The following is a 17,892-nucleotide window of genomic DNA, read 5'->3' as shown; positions in this document are numbered from 1 at the left end:
CGTGGGGCGTTCAGCGGGTGGGTGCCTCGGGGGCGGTGGGCGACAGTGCGGTGAGGAGGTCGGTGAGCAGGGCCCGGTGGCGGGCGGCGAGCGCGCGGACGGTCGCCGCCCTGTGCAGGGCGGTGGAGTACCACCACTCGACGCGCAGCGTCCCGTCGTCGGTGGTGGCGATCACCTCCACCGCGTGCGGACGGGTCCAGTGCGGCGCGGTGATGTCACCCACCGGTTCCGGGGCCGGATCCGTCAGCAGGGTGCCCAGCGGCAGGGAGTCGCCGTCGTCGCCCTCGTAGTCGAACGAGACGTCGCTGGGCGGGGCGCCCCGCAGGACGGCGGCCGTCCGGGGCCGGCCGTACCGGGCGAGCGCTCCGTGGCCGACCCCGCCGCCGGGGAGGGCCGCGAGGTGGCCCACGGTCCGGGCCAGCCGTTCGGCCGGGGTTCCGGGAGCCAGGTCGAGGCGGACCGGGACGGTGGCGGTGAACCAGCCCGTGGTGCGGGACAGATGGGTGTCCCCGACGCTCTCCTCGCGGCCGTGGCGCAAAACGTCCACGCGTACGGCCGGCTCGCCGAGCCGCTCGCCGAGGGCCTCCCCGAGCGCGTGCAGCACGAGGTCGCCGGGGTGGGCCCGGTGGGCCCGGGCGGCGGCGTGGAGGCGGGCGGTGAGGTCCGGCGGGAACTCCTCCAGGTGCGTGGCGGCGGTGGCCGCGGTGTTCGCGGCCCGCGGGTCGGCCTGCGCCGGCGCCCCCTGCCCGGCGGCGGGCAGGTCCGGCGGCAGCGTGGCGGGGGTGCGGGCCACCTGCGTCCACCACTCGGCCTCGGCCTCCGCCTCGGGGGTGCGGGCATGGGCGGCCAGGGCCTCGGCCCACTCGGGGTACGAGGTGCCCTCGGCCGGCCAGACGTCGTCCCGGCCGGCCTCCAGCGCCGTGTAGGTCTCCTCCAGGTCGGCCAGCACCACCGACCACGACAGCATGTCGATCGCGAGCTGGTGGAAGACGATCAGCAGCCGGCCGGGCCGGGAGGGACCGGCGTCGAACCGGACGAAGCGGGCCACGCGGCCCGCCCGCGGGTCCAGGGAGCGCTGCTCCAGCTCGCACCGGAGGGTGACGGCCGCCGACAGGTCGGCGTCGGCGAGCTCGGAGATCTCCACGGTGTCGAGCACCGGGCCCAGGGCGTCGGCGGGCGGCCCGTCGGTCGCCAGGGCCGCCGTCCGCTGCCGGGGCCGCCGCGCGGGACGCTCCTCGACGGCGAGGCGGAGCGAGGCGTGGCCGGCGACCAGCCGCCGCACGGTCTCGGCGAACAGGTCCGCGTCGATGCCCGGCCGGGTGGTGAAGAGCATGGCCTGGTTCCACTGGCCGCGTTCGCCCGTCTGCTCCTCCCACGCCTGTTCCTGGGAGGGGGTGAGGACGACCGGGTCGTGTGCGGTGCCGGGCGGGGCGGCCTCGGCTCCGCCGCGGCGGGCGGCCCGCTCGGCGACCAGCGCGGCCAGGGAGGCCGCCGTCAGTCCGGGTGCGAACAGCTCGCGCAGCTGCACCCGTACCCCGTACGAGGTCTCGATGCGGCGGGCGGTGCGGATCAGGTCGATGGAGTCCACGCCGAGGTCGCGCAGCGGGGCGGTGAGGTCCGTGTCGGGGGTCAGGACCGCCTCGGCGAGCCAGCCGGTGAGGCGGCCGTGGATCTCCTCGGCGGCGGGCCCGGCCGGGACGGGCGGCGCGGCGCCCGTCCCGGCCGGCGGAGCGTCCTGGTGTGCGGGGGCGGTCACGCGCCGGCCTCCCCCAGGGCTCCGGCGGGGCGGCGCACGAGGAACGGGCCGAGGGCGAGGGCGTCCAGCGGCAGCCGGTGGAAGGTGGCGAGGGCGTCCCGGGGCGTGCACACGACGGGTTCGTCACGGCCGTTGAAGGAGGTGTTCATGACGACGGCGGTTCCGGTGTGCCCGCCGACCTCGCCGATGAGGCGGTGGTAGAGCGGGTCCACGGCGGCGGAGACGGTCTGCGGACGCGTGGTGCGGTCGCTGTGGACCACGGCCGGCATGGCCGCGGCGCCGGCGTCGGTCACCGGGGTGGTGACGATCATGTACGGCAGCGGGGTGGCGGTGCCGATCAGGGCCTCGGCGGCCTCCTCCTGCATGCTGGGGGCGAACGGGCGCCACGCCTCGCGGTCCTTGATGCGGATGTTGACCCGGTCCCGGGTGGACTCCGGGTCCGGCACGGCGACCAGGCTGCGGTGGCCGAGGGCGCGGGGGCCGCCCTCGGCGCGGCCCTGGAACCAGCCGGCGACTCCGCCGGAGGCCAGGACGCCGGCGGTGGCCGCGGCGATGTCGGCGGGCTCGGTGAACGCGGTGCCGGTGGCCTCCAGGACCTCGCGTATCTCCCCGGCGGACCACTGCGGGCCCCAGGCGACCGAGCCGGTCATGGGCAGGATCCGGTCGCCCTCCTCGGCGGCGGCCCAGACCGCGGCGCCCAGCGAGACGCCCGCGTCGCCCGCTATCGGCTGGACGAAGAGGTCCCGGACCTCGGGCATCCGCATGAGCTTGCCGTTGAGGGTGGCGTTGAAGCCGACCCCGCCGGCGACCATCAGCGTGGTCTCGCCGGTCTCCCGCAGCAGGCCGCGGACCAGGCCCGTCACCGCCCGCTCCAGCGCGGCCTGCGCGGTGGCGGCGAGGTCCCGGTACTCGAACGGGTCCCGGTCGGTGGTCTTGGCGTACCGGCCGCTGCGCGGGTCGAAGCGGCGCACGGTGCGGTTGGGGGCGTCCTGGAGGGTCTTCTCCAGGTGCTCCAGCCAGTACCGGATGGTTGCCGTCTCCTCGTCGGTGGTGCCGGTCGAGCGCAGGTCGGGCGGGACGACGCCGACGGTGAAGTCCTCGTCGGTGAAGCCGAGGGCACCGCCGAAGGTGAGGTCGCCGGGGGTGCCGTAGGAGGCCAGGCCCATCATCTTGCCGGCGTTGTCGGCGCCGAGACCGGCGTAGGCGCAGACGGCGGCGTAGAAGTAGCCGAGGGACCAGCCGGGGGTGTGGGAGCGCAGGGTCTTGATCCGGCCGTCGATGCCGACGGCGAGGGTGGTGCTCGCGTTCTCGCCCTGGCCGTCCAGGACGAGGACGGCGCCCCGGTCGCGTCCCGAGAGGAGGTAGGCGCTGGCGGCGTGGGCCACGTGGTGGTCGACGAACGTGAGCCGGGGGTCGCGGGAGCGGGGGAAGAGGGCCTTGGGCAGGAGGTGTTCGAGGGCGTCGGCGTCGCTGTCGAACCAGTCCAGGCCGCGGTCCGCGAAGAGCGTGGGCAGGTCCCACCCGTGGGCGACGACGTCGATGTCGTCCAGGGTGAGACCGCCCTCCGCGAGGCAGTAGGCGGCGGCGTTCAAGGGCGCCTCGCCGTAGGCGTGCTTGTTGCGGGTGAAGCGTTCCTCCTCGGCCAGGGCGATGACTTCGCCGTCCACGACGAGGCAGGCAGCACCGTCGTGGCTGGCGCCGGGCCAGCCGTTGACTCCGAGCACACGCATGGTCAGTCCCCAAGGGTCGGTCGTCGGGTCCGCCGGGTGCGCCGGGGCCCAGGCCGCCGGCGTTCCGGTCATGCCAACGGATCTTGGCGGTCCGCCGGGTTGTACACGACCTGGGAGTTTGTGCGGAGGTCCGCGGCGAAGATCGCGGAGGCCGCCTTGAGCACGGCGTTGGCGTGCCGCAGTTCCTTGACCTCGCTGCGCAGCCGCCGCAGTTCGGCCCGCTCGTCGGCCGTCAGGGAACCGGCGGCGATCCGGCGCCGGCCGGGGCCGGCCCCGCGTTCGGGCGGCGCGGGGGAGCGGGGCGCGGCCGCCCTCCCGGCGGGGGCGGGCCCCTCGTCCGCGGGGCGGCGCTGCCCGGCGGACGGCTGGGGCGGCACGAGGCCGGAACCGCGCGGCTGTCCGCGGGCGGGGGCGTCGGGTCCTTCCAGTTCGCTGCTGAGCCGGTACCAGCGGCGGGCCCAGGACTCGGGGTCGCCGTCGCAGGCGGCCACGTAGGCGAGGGTCACTTTCAGCGAGGGTTTGTGCAGCCCGCGGGCCGCTTCGGCGAGGGTGGCCACGGAGTAGTGGGCGCGTTTGGCCATGGTCCGGTAGGAGGGGTTCCCGGCTTGCCTGCGCAGAAGGCGCAGGTCGTGGGCGAATTGCTCCAACGGTCCTGCCGTGGGGTCCAGTAACCGCTCTGGCCTGGGCATGCTTCTCCCCCTGCTCGTCGATGGTGTTGAACGAAGCGCATGGTCCATCCGGGCCGTACAACCTGGTCGAGGCGCACGGCGGGGTGGTGCGTCGAGCTGGAGGCCCCCGCGGGTTACCGGAAACCTCAGCACCGGATCTCTCGGACATTGGTACATGCCACTGACAAATCGATCAATCATCAGTCGAGGGTTCCGGCCACTTCGCGCCCGGGTCGTCCGATTTCGGCTCCTTGTCGAACCGGCGGGCCACCGCCCGTTCCCCGGACATTCCGCTTCGGTCGTCCGGCACAGGACTGTACAAGGTCGCACCCGTCCGGCGCCCCGTACATGGGCTCGTACAACCCTTCGCCCCCGCCGGCCGGTTGTACAGGGGCGTACGGCAGCTGCGCCCCGTACAACCTGGCCTCGTGTACAACTCCGGCGCTCTGCAAGATCGGTTGACGTCAGGCGATACGGACGAAACCGACGGGATTGGGTGGCGGGTTGGTGGACACAGCACGCAGCCAGACGGAATCAGCGGCTCTCGAGGCCGTCTACGAGTACCGGAGCCGTCCGCTCGTGGAACCCGACTGGAGACGCTTCCCCGGATGGCGAGAGGTCACCGAGGCGGAGTGGGCGGATCCGCAGTGGCAGCGCGCCCACTGCGTCAAGGACGCGAAGGGACTGCGCGCCGTCGTCGGCGACCTGCTCGACGAGGAGTTCTACGAGGACTGGGAGCAGGACCGGCTGCACCGGGCGACGATGTCCGTCCTGCTGCCGCCCCAGATGATCAACACGATGGCCGCGGAGGCCTCGGCGGCCCGCCCCGGCGAGCTGACCAAGGCCTTCTACGACGACCCCGTACGGCGCTACATGCTGCCGGTCCTCTCCGACCGGCACCCGGTGTGGCCCTCGCACCCGATGGCCAGCCGGGACTCGCTGCACGAGCAGGACATGTGGGTGGTGGAGGGGCTGACCCACCGCTACCCCACCAAGGTGCTGGCGGAACTGCTGTCGACCTGCCCGCAGTACTGCGGGCACTGCACCCGGATGGACCTGGTCGGCAACTCCACCCCGCAGGTCACCAAGAACAAGCTCCAGCTCAAGCCGGCCGACCGGGCCGACCGGATCCTGGCCCACCTGCGCGCCACCCCGGGCATCCGGGACGTGGTGGTCTCCGGCGGCGACCTGGCGAACATGCCCTGGCCGCGGCTGGAGCGCTTCGTGGACGGGCTGCTGGACATCGAGTCGATCCGCGACATCCGGCTGGCCAGCAAGGGCCTGATCGGACTGCCCCAGCACTGGAACTCCGCCCCGGTGCTGCGCGGTGTGGAACGCGTCGCCGCCAAGGCGCGGTCCCGGGGCGTGCGCATCGCGCTGCACACCCACGCCAACGCCGCCCAGCAGGTGACGTCCGGCGTGGCCCGCGCGGCCTGGAACCTGCTGGGCGCCGGCCTGCACGACGTGCGCAACCAGGGCGTGCTGATGCGCGGGGTCAACGACAGCGCGCACGACCTGCTCGACCTGTGCTTCGCGCTCTGCGACCACGCCGGCATCACTCCGTACTACTTCTACATGTGCGACATGATCCCGAACGCCGAGCACTGGCGCGTCCCGCTGCACAGCGCCCAGCAGATCCAGCGTCAGATCATGGGCTACCTGCCGGGGTTCGCCACGCCGCGCATCGTGTGCGACGTGCCGATGGCCGGCAAGCGGTGGGTGGACCAGGCGGACACCTACGACCGGGAACTCGGGGTCTCGCACTGGAGCAAGAGCTACCTCACCCCGCTGGAGGCGGCGGACCCGGACGCCCACAGCGGCTCGTACCACTACTACGACCCCATCGACACGCTCCCGCTCTCCGGGCAGCGCTGGTGGCGGGAAACCCGTCAGGGGTAGAGAAGGGACAGTTGCACAGCCATGAGCAGTCTCCGTCCACGGCGTGAAGAACCTCCGGTGCTGGAGGAGTGGTACCGCCGGCACCTCGGCCCGGACATCCACGACATCAGCTCCAGCGGGGTCCACCCGTACACCTTCGCCGAGATACGCGACCTGTGCCGGATCTCCGCCGCCGACCTCGACGAGATCGTCATGGACGACAGCGTCTCGCAGGGCGGCGCCGGCGTCCGCGCGGCCATCGCCGACCGGTACGCCGGCGGCGACGCCGACCGGGTGCTGGTCACGCACGGCTCCAGCGAGGCCATCGCGCTGACCCTGAGCACGCTGCTGCACCCCGGCGACCGGGTGGTCGTCCAGGAGGGCATCTACCACTCGCTCGGCCACTATCCGCGGGCGGCGGGGTGCGACGTCGTCACCCTGTCGGCGGCGGCGGTCCGCGACGGCGAGATCGACCCGGAGGTGCTGACCGCCCTGGTCACACCGGGCACCGCGGCCGTGATCGTCAACTTCCCGCACAACCCCACCGGAGTGTCCCTCTCCCCCCAGGGCCTGAAGGCCCTCACGGAGCGGACCGCCGTCACCGGCGCCACGCTCGTCTGGGACGCGGCCACCGCCGAGATCGCCCACCGCTGGGAGGTGCTGCCCGATCCCGGCGCGGACGGCGGCGACACCGTCTCCTACGGCACCTTCTCCAAGACGTTCGGCCTGCCCGGGCTGCGCGTGGGCTGGGCCGTCGCGCCCAAGCCGCTGCTCACCGCCACCTTCCCGCTGCGCGACCGGACCACGCTGTTCCTGTCGCCGCTGGTCGAGCTGATCGCCGAGCGGGCGATGCGCAGCGCCGACGTGCTGATCGGGGCGCGGGCGGCCGAGGCCCGGCGCAACCTGGCGCACCTGACCGAGTGGATGGCCGAGCACGAGGCCCTCGGGCTGGTCCGGTGGACCCCGCCGGAGGGCGGGGTGTGCGCGCTGCCGGTCTTCCGCGAGCTGGAGCGGTCCGGTGCCGGCCCCGAGGCGGTGGAACGGTTCTGCCTGGAGCTGCTGGACCGCCACCGCACCCTGCTGGTCCCGGGCACGGCCTTCGGGGCCCCGCACGGCGCCCGGCTGGGCTTCGGCGGTCCGGAAGAGGGCTTCCGGGCGGGCCTGGACGGCCTGTCGGCTTTCCTGCGCACCCGCGGGCCGGGCCGGTGACCGCCGCGACCGGCAGCGGCCACGGGCCCGACGTGCTCGACCTGTGGGAGCGGTCGGTGCGCGCGCATCCCGCCCGGCCGGCCCTGGTGACCCCGCACCGGGTGCTGGCGTACGGCGAGGCGGACCGGCTGACCGACGCCTGGGCCGGCTCGCTCGCCGAGCGCGGCGCCGGACCCGGACGGCTGGTGGGCCTGGCGTTCGGCGATCCCGCCCGCACGGTGCTCGGGATGCTGGCGGCGCTGAAGGCCGGAGCGGGCTTCACCGTCCTGGACGACCGGCTCCCGGCCGCCGCCCGGGAGGCGCTGGTCCGCCGCACCGCGGCCGCCGTCTGGCTCGGCGACGGCGAGCACGCGCCGGAGGCCGCGTACGTCCCGGCACCGGCGCCCGGCGCACCGGGCCCGGCGGACGACGGCCCGGCGGACGACGGCCGGGTGGCCGACGGCACAGTGGCCGACGGTCCGGCGGACGACGGACCGGCCGGGACGCGGCGCCGGCCGGCGGCCGGCGGGTCCGACGTGGCCTACGTGCTGTTCACCTCCGGCTCCACCGGACAGCCCAAGGGCACGGTCGTCGAGCGGGACGCCCTGGCCCGGTTCGCGACCGCCGTCGCCGAGCGGCTCGCGCTGACCCCGGACGACCGCTGGCTCCAGGTGGCCTCGCTCGGCTTCGACGTACTGATCGAGGAGGTGTTCCCCGCCTTCGCGGCAGGGGCGGCGGTGGTGTGCCGGGAGGACACCCGGGCCCTGGACGCCGAGGAGCTCCACGTCACCCTGGCCCGCGGGCGGATCACCCTGGTGGAACTGTCCACCCAGTACTGGCTGGAGTACGCCCGCTGGCTGGAGGCCGCCGGAGCGACCACCCCGCCGGCCCTGCGCACCGTGGTGGTCGGCGGCGAACGGATGGACCCCCGGCCCTACCGGGACTGGCAGGACCGGCAGCCCGCCGCCCTCGCCCACGTGTACGGCCTCACCGAGTGCACGGTCAGCTCCACCTTCTACACCGGACGGCTGCCGGCCGACGCCGACGAGGTACCGCTCGGCACCCCGCTGCGGGACGTGGAGATCACCGTCCGGCGCGAGGGCCGGCCGGTGCCCGACGGCGAGACCGGGGAGATCCACATCGGCGGCCCGCTGCTGGCACGCGGCTTCCTCGACGACGACGCGGCCACCGCCCGGCGCTTCGTCCCCGACCCGTACGCCACCGCACCCGGCGCCCGCGTGTACGTGACGGGCGACCTCGGCCGCGTCGACCCCGACGGGCAACTGGTCTTCCTCGGCCGGGTCGACGACCAGATCAAGATCCGCGGGCACCGGCTGGAGCCCGCCCGGGTGGAGCGCGCCCTGTGCGAGGCGGCCGGCGTGGGCCAGGCCGTGGTCTTCCCCGACCCCGCGACCGGCACGGTCCTGTGGGCGTTCACCGTGCCCGCCGATCCCGCGGCGGCGCCACCGCCCGGCGAGGCCGTACGGATCACGGGTGCGGACCGGGACGCGCTGGTCGCGCCGCTGGAGGCACAGCTGCCGGACTGGGCGGTGCCACGGGTGCTCCACCGGGTGGCCGTCCTGCCGAAGAACCCGCACGGCAAGATCGACAAGAGGCTGCTGGCCGCCTGGACGGCCGGTACGGCGCCGGCCCCGCCCGCCCCGGCGCGGGCACAGGCCCCGGCCCTCCAGGACGCCGGCGCCGGGACGCCCGGCCGTCCCGGCGAGCCGCTGGACGTCACGCTCGGCCTCTTCCGCGAGGTCCTGGGCGACCCGCACCTGGGCCCCGACGACAACTTCTTCGACCACGGCGGCCAGTCACTGCTCGCCATGCGCCTGCTCGCGCGGCTGCGCGAGTCCCACCCCGGCGCCGCCGGACTCCGGGCGAGCGCCCTGTTCTCCTCGCCCACGCCCCGGCTGCTCGCCGCGGCGCTCACCACCCCGTCCTTGGACGGAACGCCGGCCGGACGCTGAACCGGCGGGCCCGCACCCCGCGGACCACCCGCCCGTCACCCACCGGACCCACCCGTACCACCGCACCACCCGAGGGCCCCGGTCCGGCTCCGGCCGGCCGCGGGCAGCAGCAACCATCCCGACCACTCAGCGAGAGTTGGCATGTCGAACCTCACCGACCAGTCCACGCACGCCTACACCCTGACGCCCGACGAGGCCTCCGCCACGGCGGACCTGTGCCTCGGCCTGGCCTCCGCCTACCCGTCCTTCGGCGACCCCGGGCTGCTGCACGACCTGCCCCGGCTCGCCGCCGGCCTGCCGGAGGGCGTGCAGCGGTTCCTGCGCGAGTTCAAACTGGCCGACCGCCACGGCCACGCCGTGGTCAGCGGCCACGACTTCGACCAGGACCGCATCGGCCCCACCCCCGAGCACTGGCGCGGCCGCCGTCGGCCCGGCCCGGAGTTCCCCGAGGAACTGCTGCTGATGCTCTACTCGGCGCTGCTCGGCGAGCCCTTCGGCTGGGCCACCCAGCAGGACGGGCACCTCGTGCACGACATCTTCCCGATCCGGGCGCACGAGAACGACCAGCTCGGCATGGGCAGCAAGGAGCTGCTCACCTGGCACACCGAGGACGCCTTCCACCCCTACCGCAGCGACTACCTGATCCTCGGTGCGCTGCGCAACCCGGACCACGTCCCGACGACGGTCGGCGAGCTGGACCTGTCCTCGCTGTCCGCCGACGACATCGACGTCCTCTTCGAGCCGCGCTTCTACATCGCGCCCGACGAGTCGCACCTGCCGAAGAACAACACCATCGCCTCCGAGGAGGAGGCGGCGCGCTTCGCCACCATCCAGCGGATGATCGACGAACGGCCGCTCGGCCCGCTGCTCTACGGCTCGCGCGTCGACCCGTACATGCGTCTCGACCCGTACTTCACCTCCGTCCCCGAGGACGACCCCGACGCCCGGCGCGCCTACGACGCGCTGTTCAAGGTGGTGGACGCCGCGATGCGGGAGGTCGTCGCCGACCAGGGGGACGTGCTGTTCATCGACAACCACCGGGCGGTGCACGGCCGGCTGCCGTTCCGGGCCCGCTACGACGGCACCGACCGCTGGCTCAAGCGGGTGTGCGTGACCTCGGACCTGCGGCGCTCGCGCGAGATGCGGGCCACCGCCCGGACCCGGCTGCTGGGCTGACGCGCCGGTGACCCTCACCCTGACCGACCTGTCCCGGGACCCCGGACTGCTGCCCGCCGTCGATGCCCTGATCGGCGCCAACATGCCGGAGTTCATGAGCTGGGAGTCCCCGGGCAACTGGCGCTGGCACGGTATGTACGACCGCTACCCCGCCCACCAGCTGTGCCTGGTGGACGATGACGGGCAGCTGGTCGCGGCGGCCAACGGCCTGCCGGTCCGCTGGGACGGCAGCCCCGCCTCCCTGCCGGGAGGCAGCGACGAGGTGCTGGTGGAGGCCGTCGACCACGGCCCGCCGGAGCGGGCCGACGCCGTGTGCATGCTGTCGGTGTCCGTGGACCCCGCCCACCGGGCGGCCGGGCACGCCGAACGGCTGCTCACCGAGGTACGCCGGCGGGCCGCCGAGCACGCCCCCCGGGGCGTGGTCATCCCGGTCCGGCCCACCCGCAAGCCGCACTACCCGCTGATCCCGCTCGCCGACTACGCCGCCTGGCGGCTGCCCGACGGACGCTGCTTCGACCCCTGGCTGCGCACCCACCTGGAGCTGGGCGCGCGCAGGCTCGGCATCGCCGACCGCTCGCTGGTGATCCGTCAGCCGGTCCCGCGCTGGGAGGAGTTCCTCGGCCGGCCGCTGCCGGGCCCCGGAGCGTACCCGCTGCCCGGCGGGCTGGTGCCGCTGCACGTCGCCGAGGACGGCCACGGCACCTACGCCGAGCCCAACGTATGGGTCCACCACCCCGCCCTCTGAAAGCCCCTTCCCCCGTTCCGCACACCCCTGGAGACGACCATGACTCCCGTACGCCTCGCGATCGTCGGGTGCGGCGCAGCCGCCCGCGGCTGCCACCTGCCTGCCCTGCCCCCGCTCAAGGGCGACGTGCAGCTCACCGCGCTGATCGACCGCGACCCCCGGCAGGCCGAGGCCGCGCTCGCCCTCTACCGGGAACTGGGCGGCACCGACGCCGAGCAGGTGGTGCTCGCCACCGACCCGGCCGAGGCCGCCGACGCCTTCGACGCCGCCGTCGTGGTGGCCCCCCACACCCTGCACGCGCCGATCGTCGAGGCGCTGCTGGCGGCGGGCAAGCACGTCCTGCTGGAGAAGCCCATGACCACCTCGGTCGAGGACGCCCGCCGGCTGGCGCGGACCGCCGCGGCCGAGGGCGCGCCGGTGCTGGCCATGGCCCACCCGCGCCGCCTCTTCCCCGCCTACGCCTGGATCAAGCGGCTCATCGACGCCGGCGAACTCGGCGAGGTCGTACGGGTCGACTGGTCCGAGGGCCACCCGTACGCCCACGAGCCGGTCTCCTGGTCGATGTTCGACCGGCGGCTCGCGGGCGGCGGCGTCCTCACCGACACCGCCTCGCACGTCTTCGACACCCTGCTGTGGTGGCTGGGCCCCGACGTGGAGGTGGTCCGCGCCGAGGACAACTCGCTCGGCGGGGTGGAGACGGACGCCCACGTCCGGCTGCGGTTCGGCACCACCGACGTGACCTGCGACTTCAGCCGGCTGCGCGACCTCGGCATCAGCTGCACCGTCACCGGTACCCGGGCGACGGTGACCATCGGCACCGACTTCCCGGCAGGGGAGTGCACCCTGGTCACCGCAGACGGCGTGGAGCTGCACCGCGGGGACGTGCCCGCCCAGGCCCCGGCGCAGGACGAGTGGGAAGGGCTGTTCAGCGAGCAGCTCGCCAACTTCGCGGCGGCGGTGCGCGGGACGGCCGCCGTCCACTCCACCCCCCAGGACGGCGTCCGGGTGGTCGAGCTGATCCAGGAGTGCTACGGCGGCCCCGCCCGCGAGGCCTCCGCGCAGCCGTGGACGACCCGGGGCCGGGAGGCCACGGCCGGGTCCGGCGCCCTGCCCGCGCTGGCCGGACGCACCGTGGCCGTCACGGGCGCGAGCGGCTTCATCGGCGGCCGGCTCGTCGAGCGGCTGGTGCTCGGCACCGAGGCCCGGGTCCGGCCCGTGGTGCGCGGCTTCGGCCGCGCCGCCCGGCTGTCGGTCCTGCCGCAGGACCGGCTGGAGTTCCGCCAGGGCGACCTGCTCGACCCGGCCGCGCTCCGGGAGGCGTTCGAGGGCTGCGACACCGTGGTGCACTGCGCCTTCGGCAGCTCCGGTGACGAGGACGACCGCTGGTCCGCCTCCGTCGCCGGCACCGAGAACGTGCTGGCCGCGGCCCGCGCCGCCGGCGTGCGGCGCGTGGTGCACCTGAGCACCGTCGACGTGTACGACCCCGCCGTGACCGGCGCCCTGACCGAGGACTCCGCCGCACGCCCGGCCGACCCCGCCGACCGGGAGTACGAGCAGCAGAAGCTCGCCGCCGAACAGCTCGTCGTCCGGGCCCACGGCGACGGCCTGGAGACGGTCGTGATCCAGCCCGGCGTGGTCCTCGGCCCGTGGGGCGGCCAGTGGACGACGGCGCAGCTCCGCCGCCCGGCGGGCGATTTCGCCCAGCTCCCGGCCGGTGACGACGGCGGCGTGTGCAACGCCGTGTACGTCGACGACCTCGCCGAGGCCGTACTGCTCGCCGTGGACACCGCGGCGGCGGCCGGCGAGCGGTTCCTCGTGGGGCACTCCGAGGAACTGAGCTGGGGCACGTTCTTCGACTCCGTCCGCGCGCTGCGCGGGCTGGGCGGACCCGGGTCCGTCACCGCCGGGGAACCGGTGGCCGACTGGGAGCTGGAGCTGTACCGTTCCACGGCCCGCGCCGACTACGGCAAGGCCCGCCGGGTACTGGGCTTCACCGCCCGCACCCCGTTCGCCGAGGCGGCCGCGGTCACCGCCGGGTGGGCCCGCTGGGCCGGGGAAGCCCCGGAGGCCGGCGCGTGAGCGCGGGAACCCTGGGAACCCAGTCCGCGGTGACCGACGTCCTGGTGGTCGCACCGCATCCCGACGACGACGTGATCGGCTGCGGCGGCTCCATCGCCAAGCACGTCCGCGACGGTGCCCGGGTGACGGTGGTGATCGTCATCGGCCGTGAGCGCAGCGCCCTGGACGACGCGGTGACCGACGCCGAGTTCGCCGCCGAGACCGAGGCCGCCGCGAAGGCCCTGGGCGTGCACCGCTGCATCCGCTTCGACGAGCCGTCGCGCGACTTCACGCTCAGCCGCCGGGTCCACCTCGACCTCGTCCGGGTACTGCGCGAGGTACGGCCGCAGGTGGTGTACCTGCCGCACGACAACGACGACGACGTCGAGCACCGCATGGTGCACCAGCTCACCCTCGAAGCCCTGTGGATGGCCGGCTCCGAGTTCTTCCAGGAGGCCGGCGGCCCCCCGATGCCGGCGCCCGGGCTGGTGCTCGGCTACGAGGTGTGGGCGCCGATGGCGCGCTTCCAGTACGCCGAGGACATCGGCGGGCAGATCGGGGCCAAGGTGGAGGCGATGCGCGCGTACGTCTCCCAGCTCCGGCACGCCGCCTGGGACGAGGGCGTGGAGGGCCTGGCGCGCTACCGCGGGGCGGTCACGGCCGGCTCCGGCCACGCCGAGGTGTTCCAGGTGCTGAGCCTGCGCACCCCGCCGCCCGCGGCCGCGGCGGGAGGCGGCCGTGACTGACCGCCTGCTGGTGTGCGGGCTCGGTTCGGGCATGGACCGGTCGCTGGGCGAACTGCGCTCGCCCCGCCGGGAACTGGTGGTGGTCACCGAACGGCCCACGGACCGGGTCCGCGCCGCCGCCGACGTCCTGCTGGAGTGCGACCCCAACGACGCCGTGGCGGTCCTCGCCGAGCTGTCCGCCGCCGGCATCGACCGGATCGACGGCGTGTTCTCGCTCGGCGCGGACAACCCGCCGGTGATCAGCACGCTCGCCCGGTACCTCGGCTGCCCGGGCCTGCCCCTGGAGACGGCCTTGAACTGCACGTTCAAGGACCGGCGGCTGGCGGTCCTGCGCAAGGCCGGGCTCGACCTGCCGCGGTACGCGACCGCCGAGAGCGTCGGCGAGGCCGTGCGGGCGATCGAGGACATCGGGCTGCCGGCGGTCATCAAGCCCAGCGACCAGACCGGTTCGCTGGGCGTCATGAAGGTCGAGTCGGCGGACCGGGTGCGGGAGCTGGCGCAGGAGGCGCTGCTGCTCAGCCCGGGCGGCCGGATCGTGATCGAGGAGTTCCTGGAGGGCACCGAGCACACCCTGGCGGCCTTCATGGTCGACGGGAAACTGCACCGCTTCGGCTTCGCCGACCGGGAGTACGGGCGCAAGGAGGAGTTCGCCCCGCACTTCTTCGAGGGCGGCGACACCCTGCCCAGCGTGCTGACCGAGGAGCAGATCGAGGAGGTCACGGACACGGTCCGGCGCGGCGCCCGGGCCCTGCGCCTGGACCCCGCGGTGATCAACACCGACATCCTGCGCACCCATGACGGCCGGGTGATCCTCCTGGAGATCACCTGCCGGATCACCGGCGCCCGGATCGCCACCGAGGTGATGCGGCTCGCCACCGGCGTGGATCCGCTGCCCAACGTGGTCCGCCTCGCCCTGGGCCAGCCCCTGGACCTCGACGAGCTGACGCCGCGGCGGAGCCGGGCCGTGGTGCAGCGGTTCGTACCGGCGGACGGCGGCGTCGTCGAGTGGGTCGGCGACCCCCGGCACGTCGCCCGCCGGGCCGGGGTGCACGACGTGTTCTGGGGCATGGACCTGGAACCCGGCACCGAACTGCCCGCCTACCGCGGCGGCTGTGACGTGCTGGCCGGGGTGATCGCCCACGCCGAGGCTCCGGCGGAGGCCGAGGCCATCGCCGAACGCACGCTGCGCGCCCTGCCCCTGCGGCTGCGGGCGCCCGCCCGATGACCGCACACCGACCGGCCCGCGCCACCGCGCGGGTCCACCGTACGGACACGAACGACACAAGGGAGAACGGGATGGCCACCGACCCGGTGGACGAGGCCGCGGTCGACAAGGGCATCGCCCGGACCGCCGTGATCATCGCCCTGCGCGACGACCTGCGGATCGCCGACTGCATCGCCTCCGTCGACGAGGACGTCGAGATCGTCCTGGCGCTGAACGGCCCCAGCGACGCCGTGCTGAAGCTCATCGCCGAGCATCCGCGCCCGCTGACCGTCACGGAGATCGAGGACGTCGGCAACCTCGGGGCGGCCTACAACGCCGGGGCCGCCGCCACGGACCGCCAGTACCTGCTGCTGATGGACTCCGACTGCACCTTCGCCCCGGGCGTCGTCCGCGCCATGGTGCGGTCGGTGCTCACCGAGCCCGTGGTCAAGGGACAGGTGGTGTACGGGGAGTCGCAGGGCCTGCTCAGCCGGCTCACGGCGCGGGTCCGCGAGTTCGACGAGGGGGACTACGTCAGCGCGCTGTCCCCGCCGCTGATCTACAACCGGGACATCGTCGACCACATCGGCGGCTACCACTTCGACGAGCTGATCCACTGGTGCGAGGACCGGGAGTTCGACTTCCGGCTCCAGCTCGCGGGCATCCCCGTGGTGTACCTGCCCGAGGCGCGGATCTTCCACGACGCCCAGCACGGCTTCGCCAACATGCGCAGCTACTTCCGCTACGGCGTCGGCGAGGGCATCGCCCAGGAGACGGGCGTGTTCACCACTCCGGCGCTGCCGGTGGCGTGGCGCCTGTTCGAGGCCACGCGGACGCTGGTGCACTGCGCCCGGGACAAGGGACCCGCGGCGGCGGCGTACTACGCCCTGCTGAAGGCGGCCTTCCACGTGGGCACCGCCCACCACCTGCTCAACGACCCGTACCGGGTGCGCGACCGCTACCCGGCCTCCGCCAAGCGGGCCCGGATGGTGCGCTCCATCCCGCAGCACAGCACCAAGCTGTCCGGCGCCCAGCTGCGCCGGCTGCGTCGGGCCCACTGGGAGGCGGGCCGGCGGATCGAGAAGGTGGCCGACCTGTCGGTCTTCCACCCGGACGCCGCCGGCCCCGGCCCCGGGTCAGACGCCGGGCAGGCGCGGCAGCAGCAGGCGTGAGGGATGGTCACCGCCGTGGTGGACGGTGTGGTGGGCCACGGCCGGCGGATGGACGTCGAAGCGCGGTGCGTTGCTGGCCGCGACCTCCAGACGGATCCGGTGGCCCGCGCGGAACACATGGCCCACCGCCCCCACCGCGACGGTGACCTCCACCGGCCCGCCCTCGCCCCCGCCGTCCGCACCCGCCGCGAGCCGGCGGACGCCGTCGCACAGCAGCTCGGCCCGGCCGCAGGGGTGGACGTCGACGAGTTTGGCCGTCACGTCCGCACCGGCGGCGTCCGGGGTGACGTACACGGTCAGGACGGTGTCACCGACGACGGTCAGCGGGGCGTCCAGCGGCTCGCCGGTGAAGCACAGCACGTCGGGACGGCGTTCCACCTCCCGCTGGTCCAGCGGGCCGCAGTCGCCGCCGGTGAACTGCCCGGGCAGGGCGGTGGCGCCGCCGGTGGTGGGCACCGGGTCGGCCGGGTCGTGACGGATCCGGTCGGCCCCGGAGCGCGTCGGGGCGGGGCCGGCCGTCAGGCCGCGGCCGTCGAGGTGCAGCACGAGGTCCTCGGTGCCGGGGACGGGCCAGTCGGGAAAGGTGCGCCAGGCGTCGGCACCGGTGAGGAACAGCCGTACCGGGTCGCACCGGTCGGGACCCTCCCCGGATCGGCGCAGATGCCGGTCGAAATGCTCCAGGTGCAGAGCGGTGACATCGAGTTCCGCCTCGTCCGCGGCCAGTCCGTAACGACGCTGCGGGAATATCCCGCCGGTGATGCAGTGGGACCACGGGCCGACCACCAGACGCGTCCTGTTCCCGCATTCCCGAATTCCCCGGTAATTCTCCAGGGCGCCGGCCAGGAATATGTCGTACCAGCCGGTGAGGTGGAGCACGGGGACGTCGATCGCCGGGTACGCCGCGCGGGGTGCGGCGCGCAGCCAGTACGGGTCCCCCGACGGGTGCTCGCGCCAGCGGCGGTAGTACGGCGCCAGCCGGTCCAGCAGGTCCGCGGCGGCCGCCGGATCGCGGTACAGCTCGTCGATCCGGTCGACGGCCCCGGCCACCTCGGCCCGCTCCGCCGCGCTCAGCCCGGCCCCCTCCAGCAGGAGGTCGTAGAGCACCCAGTACAGGACGAAACCCAGCTGGAAGGCGCCGCCCTGGCGGGTCCAGCCCTCGTCGAAGCCCGATCCCGCCACGTGCGGGACCACGGCGCCCAGGCCCGGCGGGCGCTCCGCCGCGGCGAGCAGCGCGGCCATGGCCTCGTAGGACCGGCCGAACAGCCCCGCCGAGCCGTCGCACCAGGGCTGCGACACCGCCCAGGCGACGGTGTCCGCGCCGTCGGCGGCCTCGTGCCAGTACGGGTCGAAGTCGCCGCCGGAACCGAACCGGCCGCGGACGTCCTGCACCAGCAGGGCGTACCCGGCGCGGACCAGGCGCAGTCCGTCGACGGAGGCGCCGCCCGGGGCGCCGGACCTCCCGTAGGGCGTGCGGCGCACCAGGACGGGAACGGGGTCCGCCGTGTCGGGCCGGTAGAGGTCGGCGGCCAATAACACGCCGTCGCGCACGGGTATTTCCAGATCGTGTTCCACAACAATACGCACCCGCTCATATTCCA

Annotated in this window: 13 protein-coding genes; 9 read left to right on the top strand and 4 right to left on the bottom strand. The window is 74.5% G+C overall.

Annotated elements, in window-relative coordinates; translation table 11 throughout:
- Positions 1-10: 10 nt before the first annotated feature.
- From D1J60_RS05295 to D1J60_RS05285, 3 genes are all read right to left on the bottom strand, one after another.
- Complete coding sequence (locus tag D1J60_RS05295) at positions 11-1,756, bottom strand: condensation domain-containing protein (RefSeq protein WP_125820322.1); 1,746 nt, start codon at positions 1,754-1,756, stop codon at positions 11-13.
- Positions 1,753-3,486, bottom strand: coding sequence for a carbamoyltransferase C-terminal domain-containing protein (locus tag D1J60_RS05290; RefSeq protein ID WP_125820321.1), 1,734 nt, complete (start codon positions 3,484-3,486; stop codon positions 1,753-1,755). The genes D1J60_RS05295 and D1J60_RS05290 overlap by 4 nt, the downstream gene beginning before the upstream one ends.
- Positions 3,487-3,554: 68 nt before the next feature.
- Positions 3,555-4,133: an XRE family transcriptional regulator gene (locus D1J60_RS05285; protein WP_241253157.1), complete on the bottom strand. Its 579-nt coding sequence runs from the start codon at positions 4,131-4,133 to the stop codon at positions 3,555-3,557.
- 528 nt (positions 4,134-4,661) lie between these two features.
- Here D1J60_RS05285 and D1J60_RS05280 point away from each other — a divergent pair.
- From D1J60_RS05280 to D1J60_RS05240, 9 genes are all read left to right on the top strand, one after another.
- The gene (locus tag D1J60_RS05280; RefSeq protein WP_125594356.1) at positions 4,662-6,053 is read left to right on the top strand and encodes a lysine 2,3-aminomutase; all 1,392 of its coding nucleotides are present in this window, start codon (positions 4,662-4,664) and stop codon (positions 6,051-6,053) included.
- A 57-nt stretch (positions 6,054-6,110) separates the two neighbouring features.
- Positions 6,111-7,241: a capreomycidine synthase gene (gene vioD / locus D1J60_RS05275; protein ID WP_241253156.1), complete on the top strand. Its 1,131-nt coding sequence runs from the start codon at positions 6,111-6,113 to the stop codon at positions 7,239-7,241.
- Entirely contained in the window at positions 7,238-9,193 is a 1,956-nt protein-coding gene (locus D1J60_RS05270; protein ID WP_125820318.1) for an amino acid adenylation domain-containing protein, read from the top strand. Before vioD ends, D1J60_RS05270 begins: the two co-directional genes overlap by 4 nt.
- 141 nt (positions 9,194-9,334) lie before the next feature.
- The gene (gene vioC, locus D1J60_RS05265) at positions 9,335-10,369 is read left to right on the top strand and encodes an arginine beta-hydroxylase, Fe(II)/alpha-ketoglutarate-dependent (RefSeq protein WP_125594353.1); all 1,035 of its coding nucleotides are present in this window, start codon (positions 9,335-9,337) and stop codon (positions 10,367-10,369) included.
- A gap of 7 nt (positions 10,370-10,376) precedes the next feature.
- A complete protein-coding gene (locus D1J60_RS05260) occupies positions 10,377-11,114 on the top strand; it encodes a GNAT family N-acetyltransferase (RefSeq protein WP_125820317.1) in 738 nt (245 codons plus the stop codon).
- A 39-nt stretch (positions 11,115-11,153) separates the two neighbouring features.
- On the top strand, positions 11,154-13,193 hold the full coding sequence (locus D1J60_RS05255) for an NAD-dependent epimerase/dehydratase family protein (RefSeq protein WP_125820316.1): 2,040 nt from the start codon (positions 11,154-11,156) through the stop codon (positions 13,191-13,193).
- Positions 13,190-13,918 (top strand): PIG-L deacetylase family protein, encoded by a 729-nt coding sequence (locus tag D1J60_RS05250; RefSeq protein ID WP_241253155.1) that lies wholly within the window; start codon positions 13,190-13,192, stop codon positions 13,916-13,918. Before D1J60_RS05255 ends, D1J60_RS05250 begins: the two co-directional genes overlap by 4 nt.
- Positions 13,911-15,143 (top strand): ATP-grasp domain-containing protein, encoded by a 1,233-nt coding sequence (locus D1J60_RS05245; protein ID WP_125820315.1) that lies wholly within the window; start codon positions 13,911-13,913, stop codon positions 15,141-15,143. Before D1J60_RS05250 ends, D1J60_RS05245 begins: the two co-directional genes overlap by 8 nt.
- A 71-nt stretch (positions 15,144-15,214) precedes the next feature.
- On the top strand, positions 15,215-16,294 hold the full coding sequence (locus D1J60_RS05240) for a glycosyltransferase (protein ID WP_125820314.1): 1,080 nt from the start codon (positions 15,215-15,217) through the stop codon (positions 16,292-16,294).
- On the opposite strand, the gene D1J60_RS05235 is transcribed toward D1J60_RS05240, so the two are convergent.
- Positions 16,259-17,878, bottom strand: a complete 1,620-nt coding sequence (locus D1J60_RS05235; protein ID WP_241253154.1) for a CocE/NonD family hydrolase — start codon at positions 17,876-17,878, stop codon at positions 16,259-16,261. The two genes, D1J60_RS05240 and D1J60_RS05235, sit on opposite strands and share 36 nt — an antisense overlap.
- Positions 17,879-17,892 lie beyond the last annotated feature (14 nt).

Source organism: Streptomyces sp. W1SF4, assembly GCF_003950035.1.
Classification (GTDB): Bacteria; Actinomycetota; Actinomycetes; order Streptomycetales; family Streptomycetaceae; genus Streptomyces; species Streptomyces racemochromogenes.
Note: the sequence above shows the minus strand (reverse complement) of the source record. Positions and strands in the feature narration are given on the sequence as shown.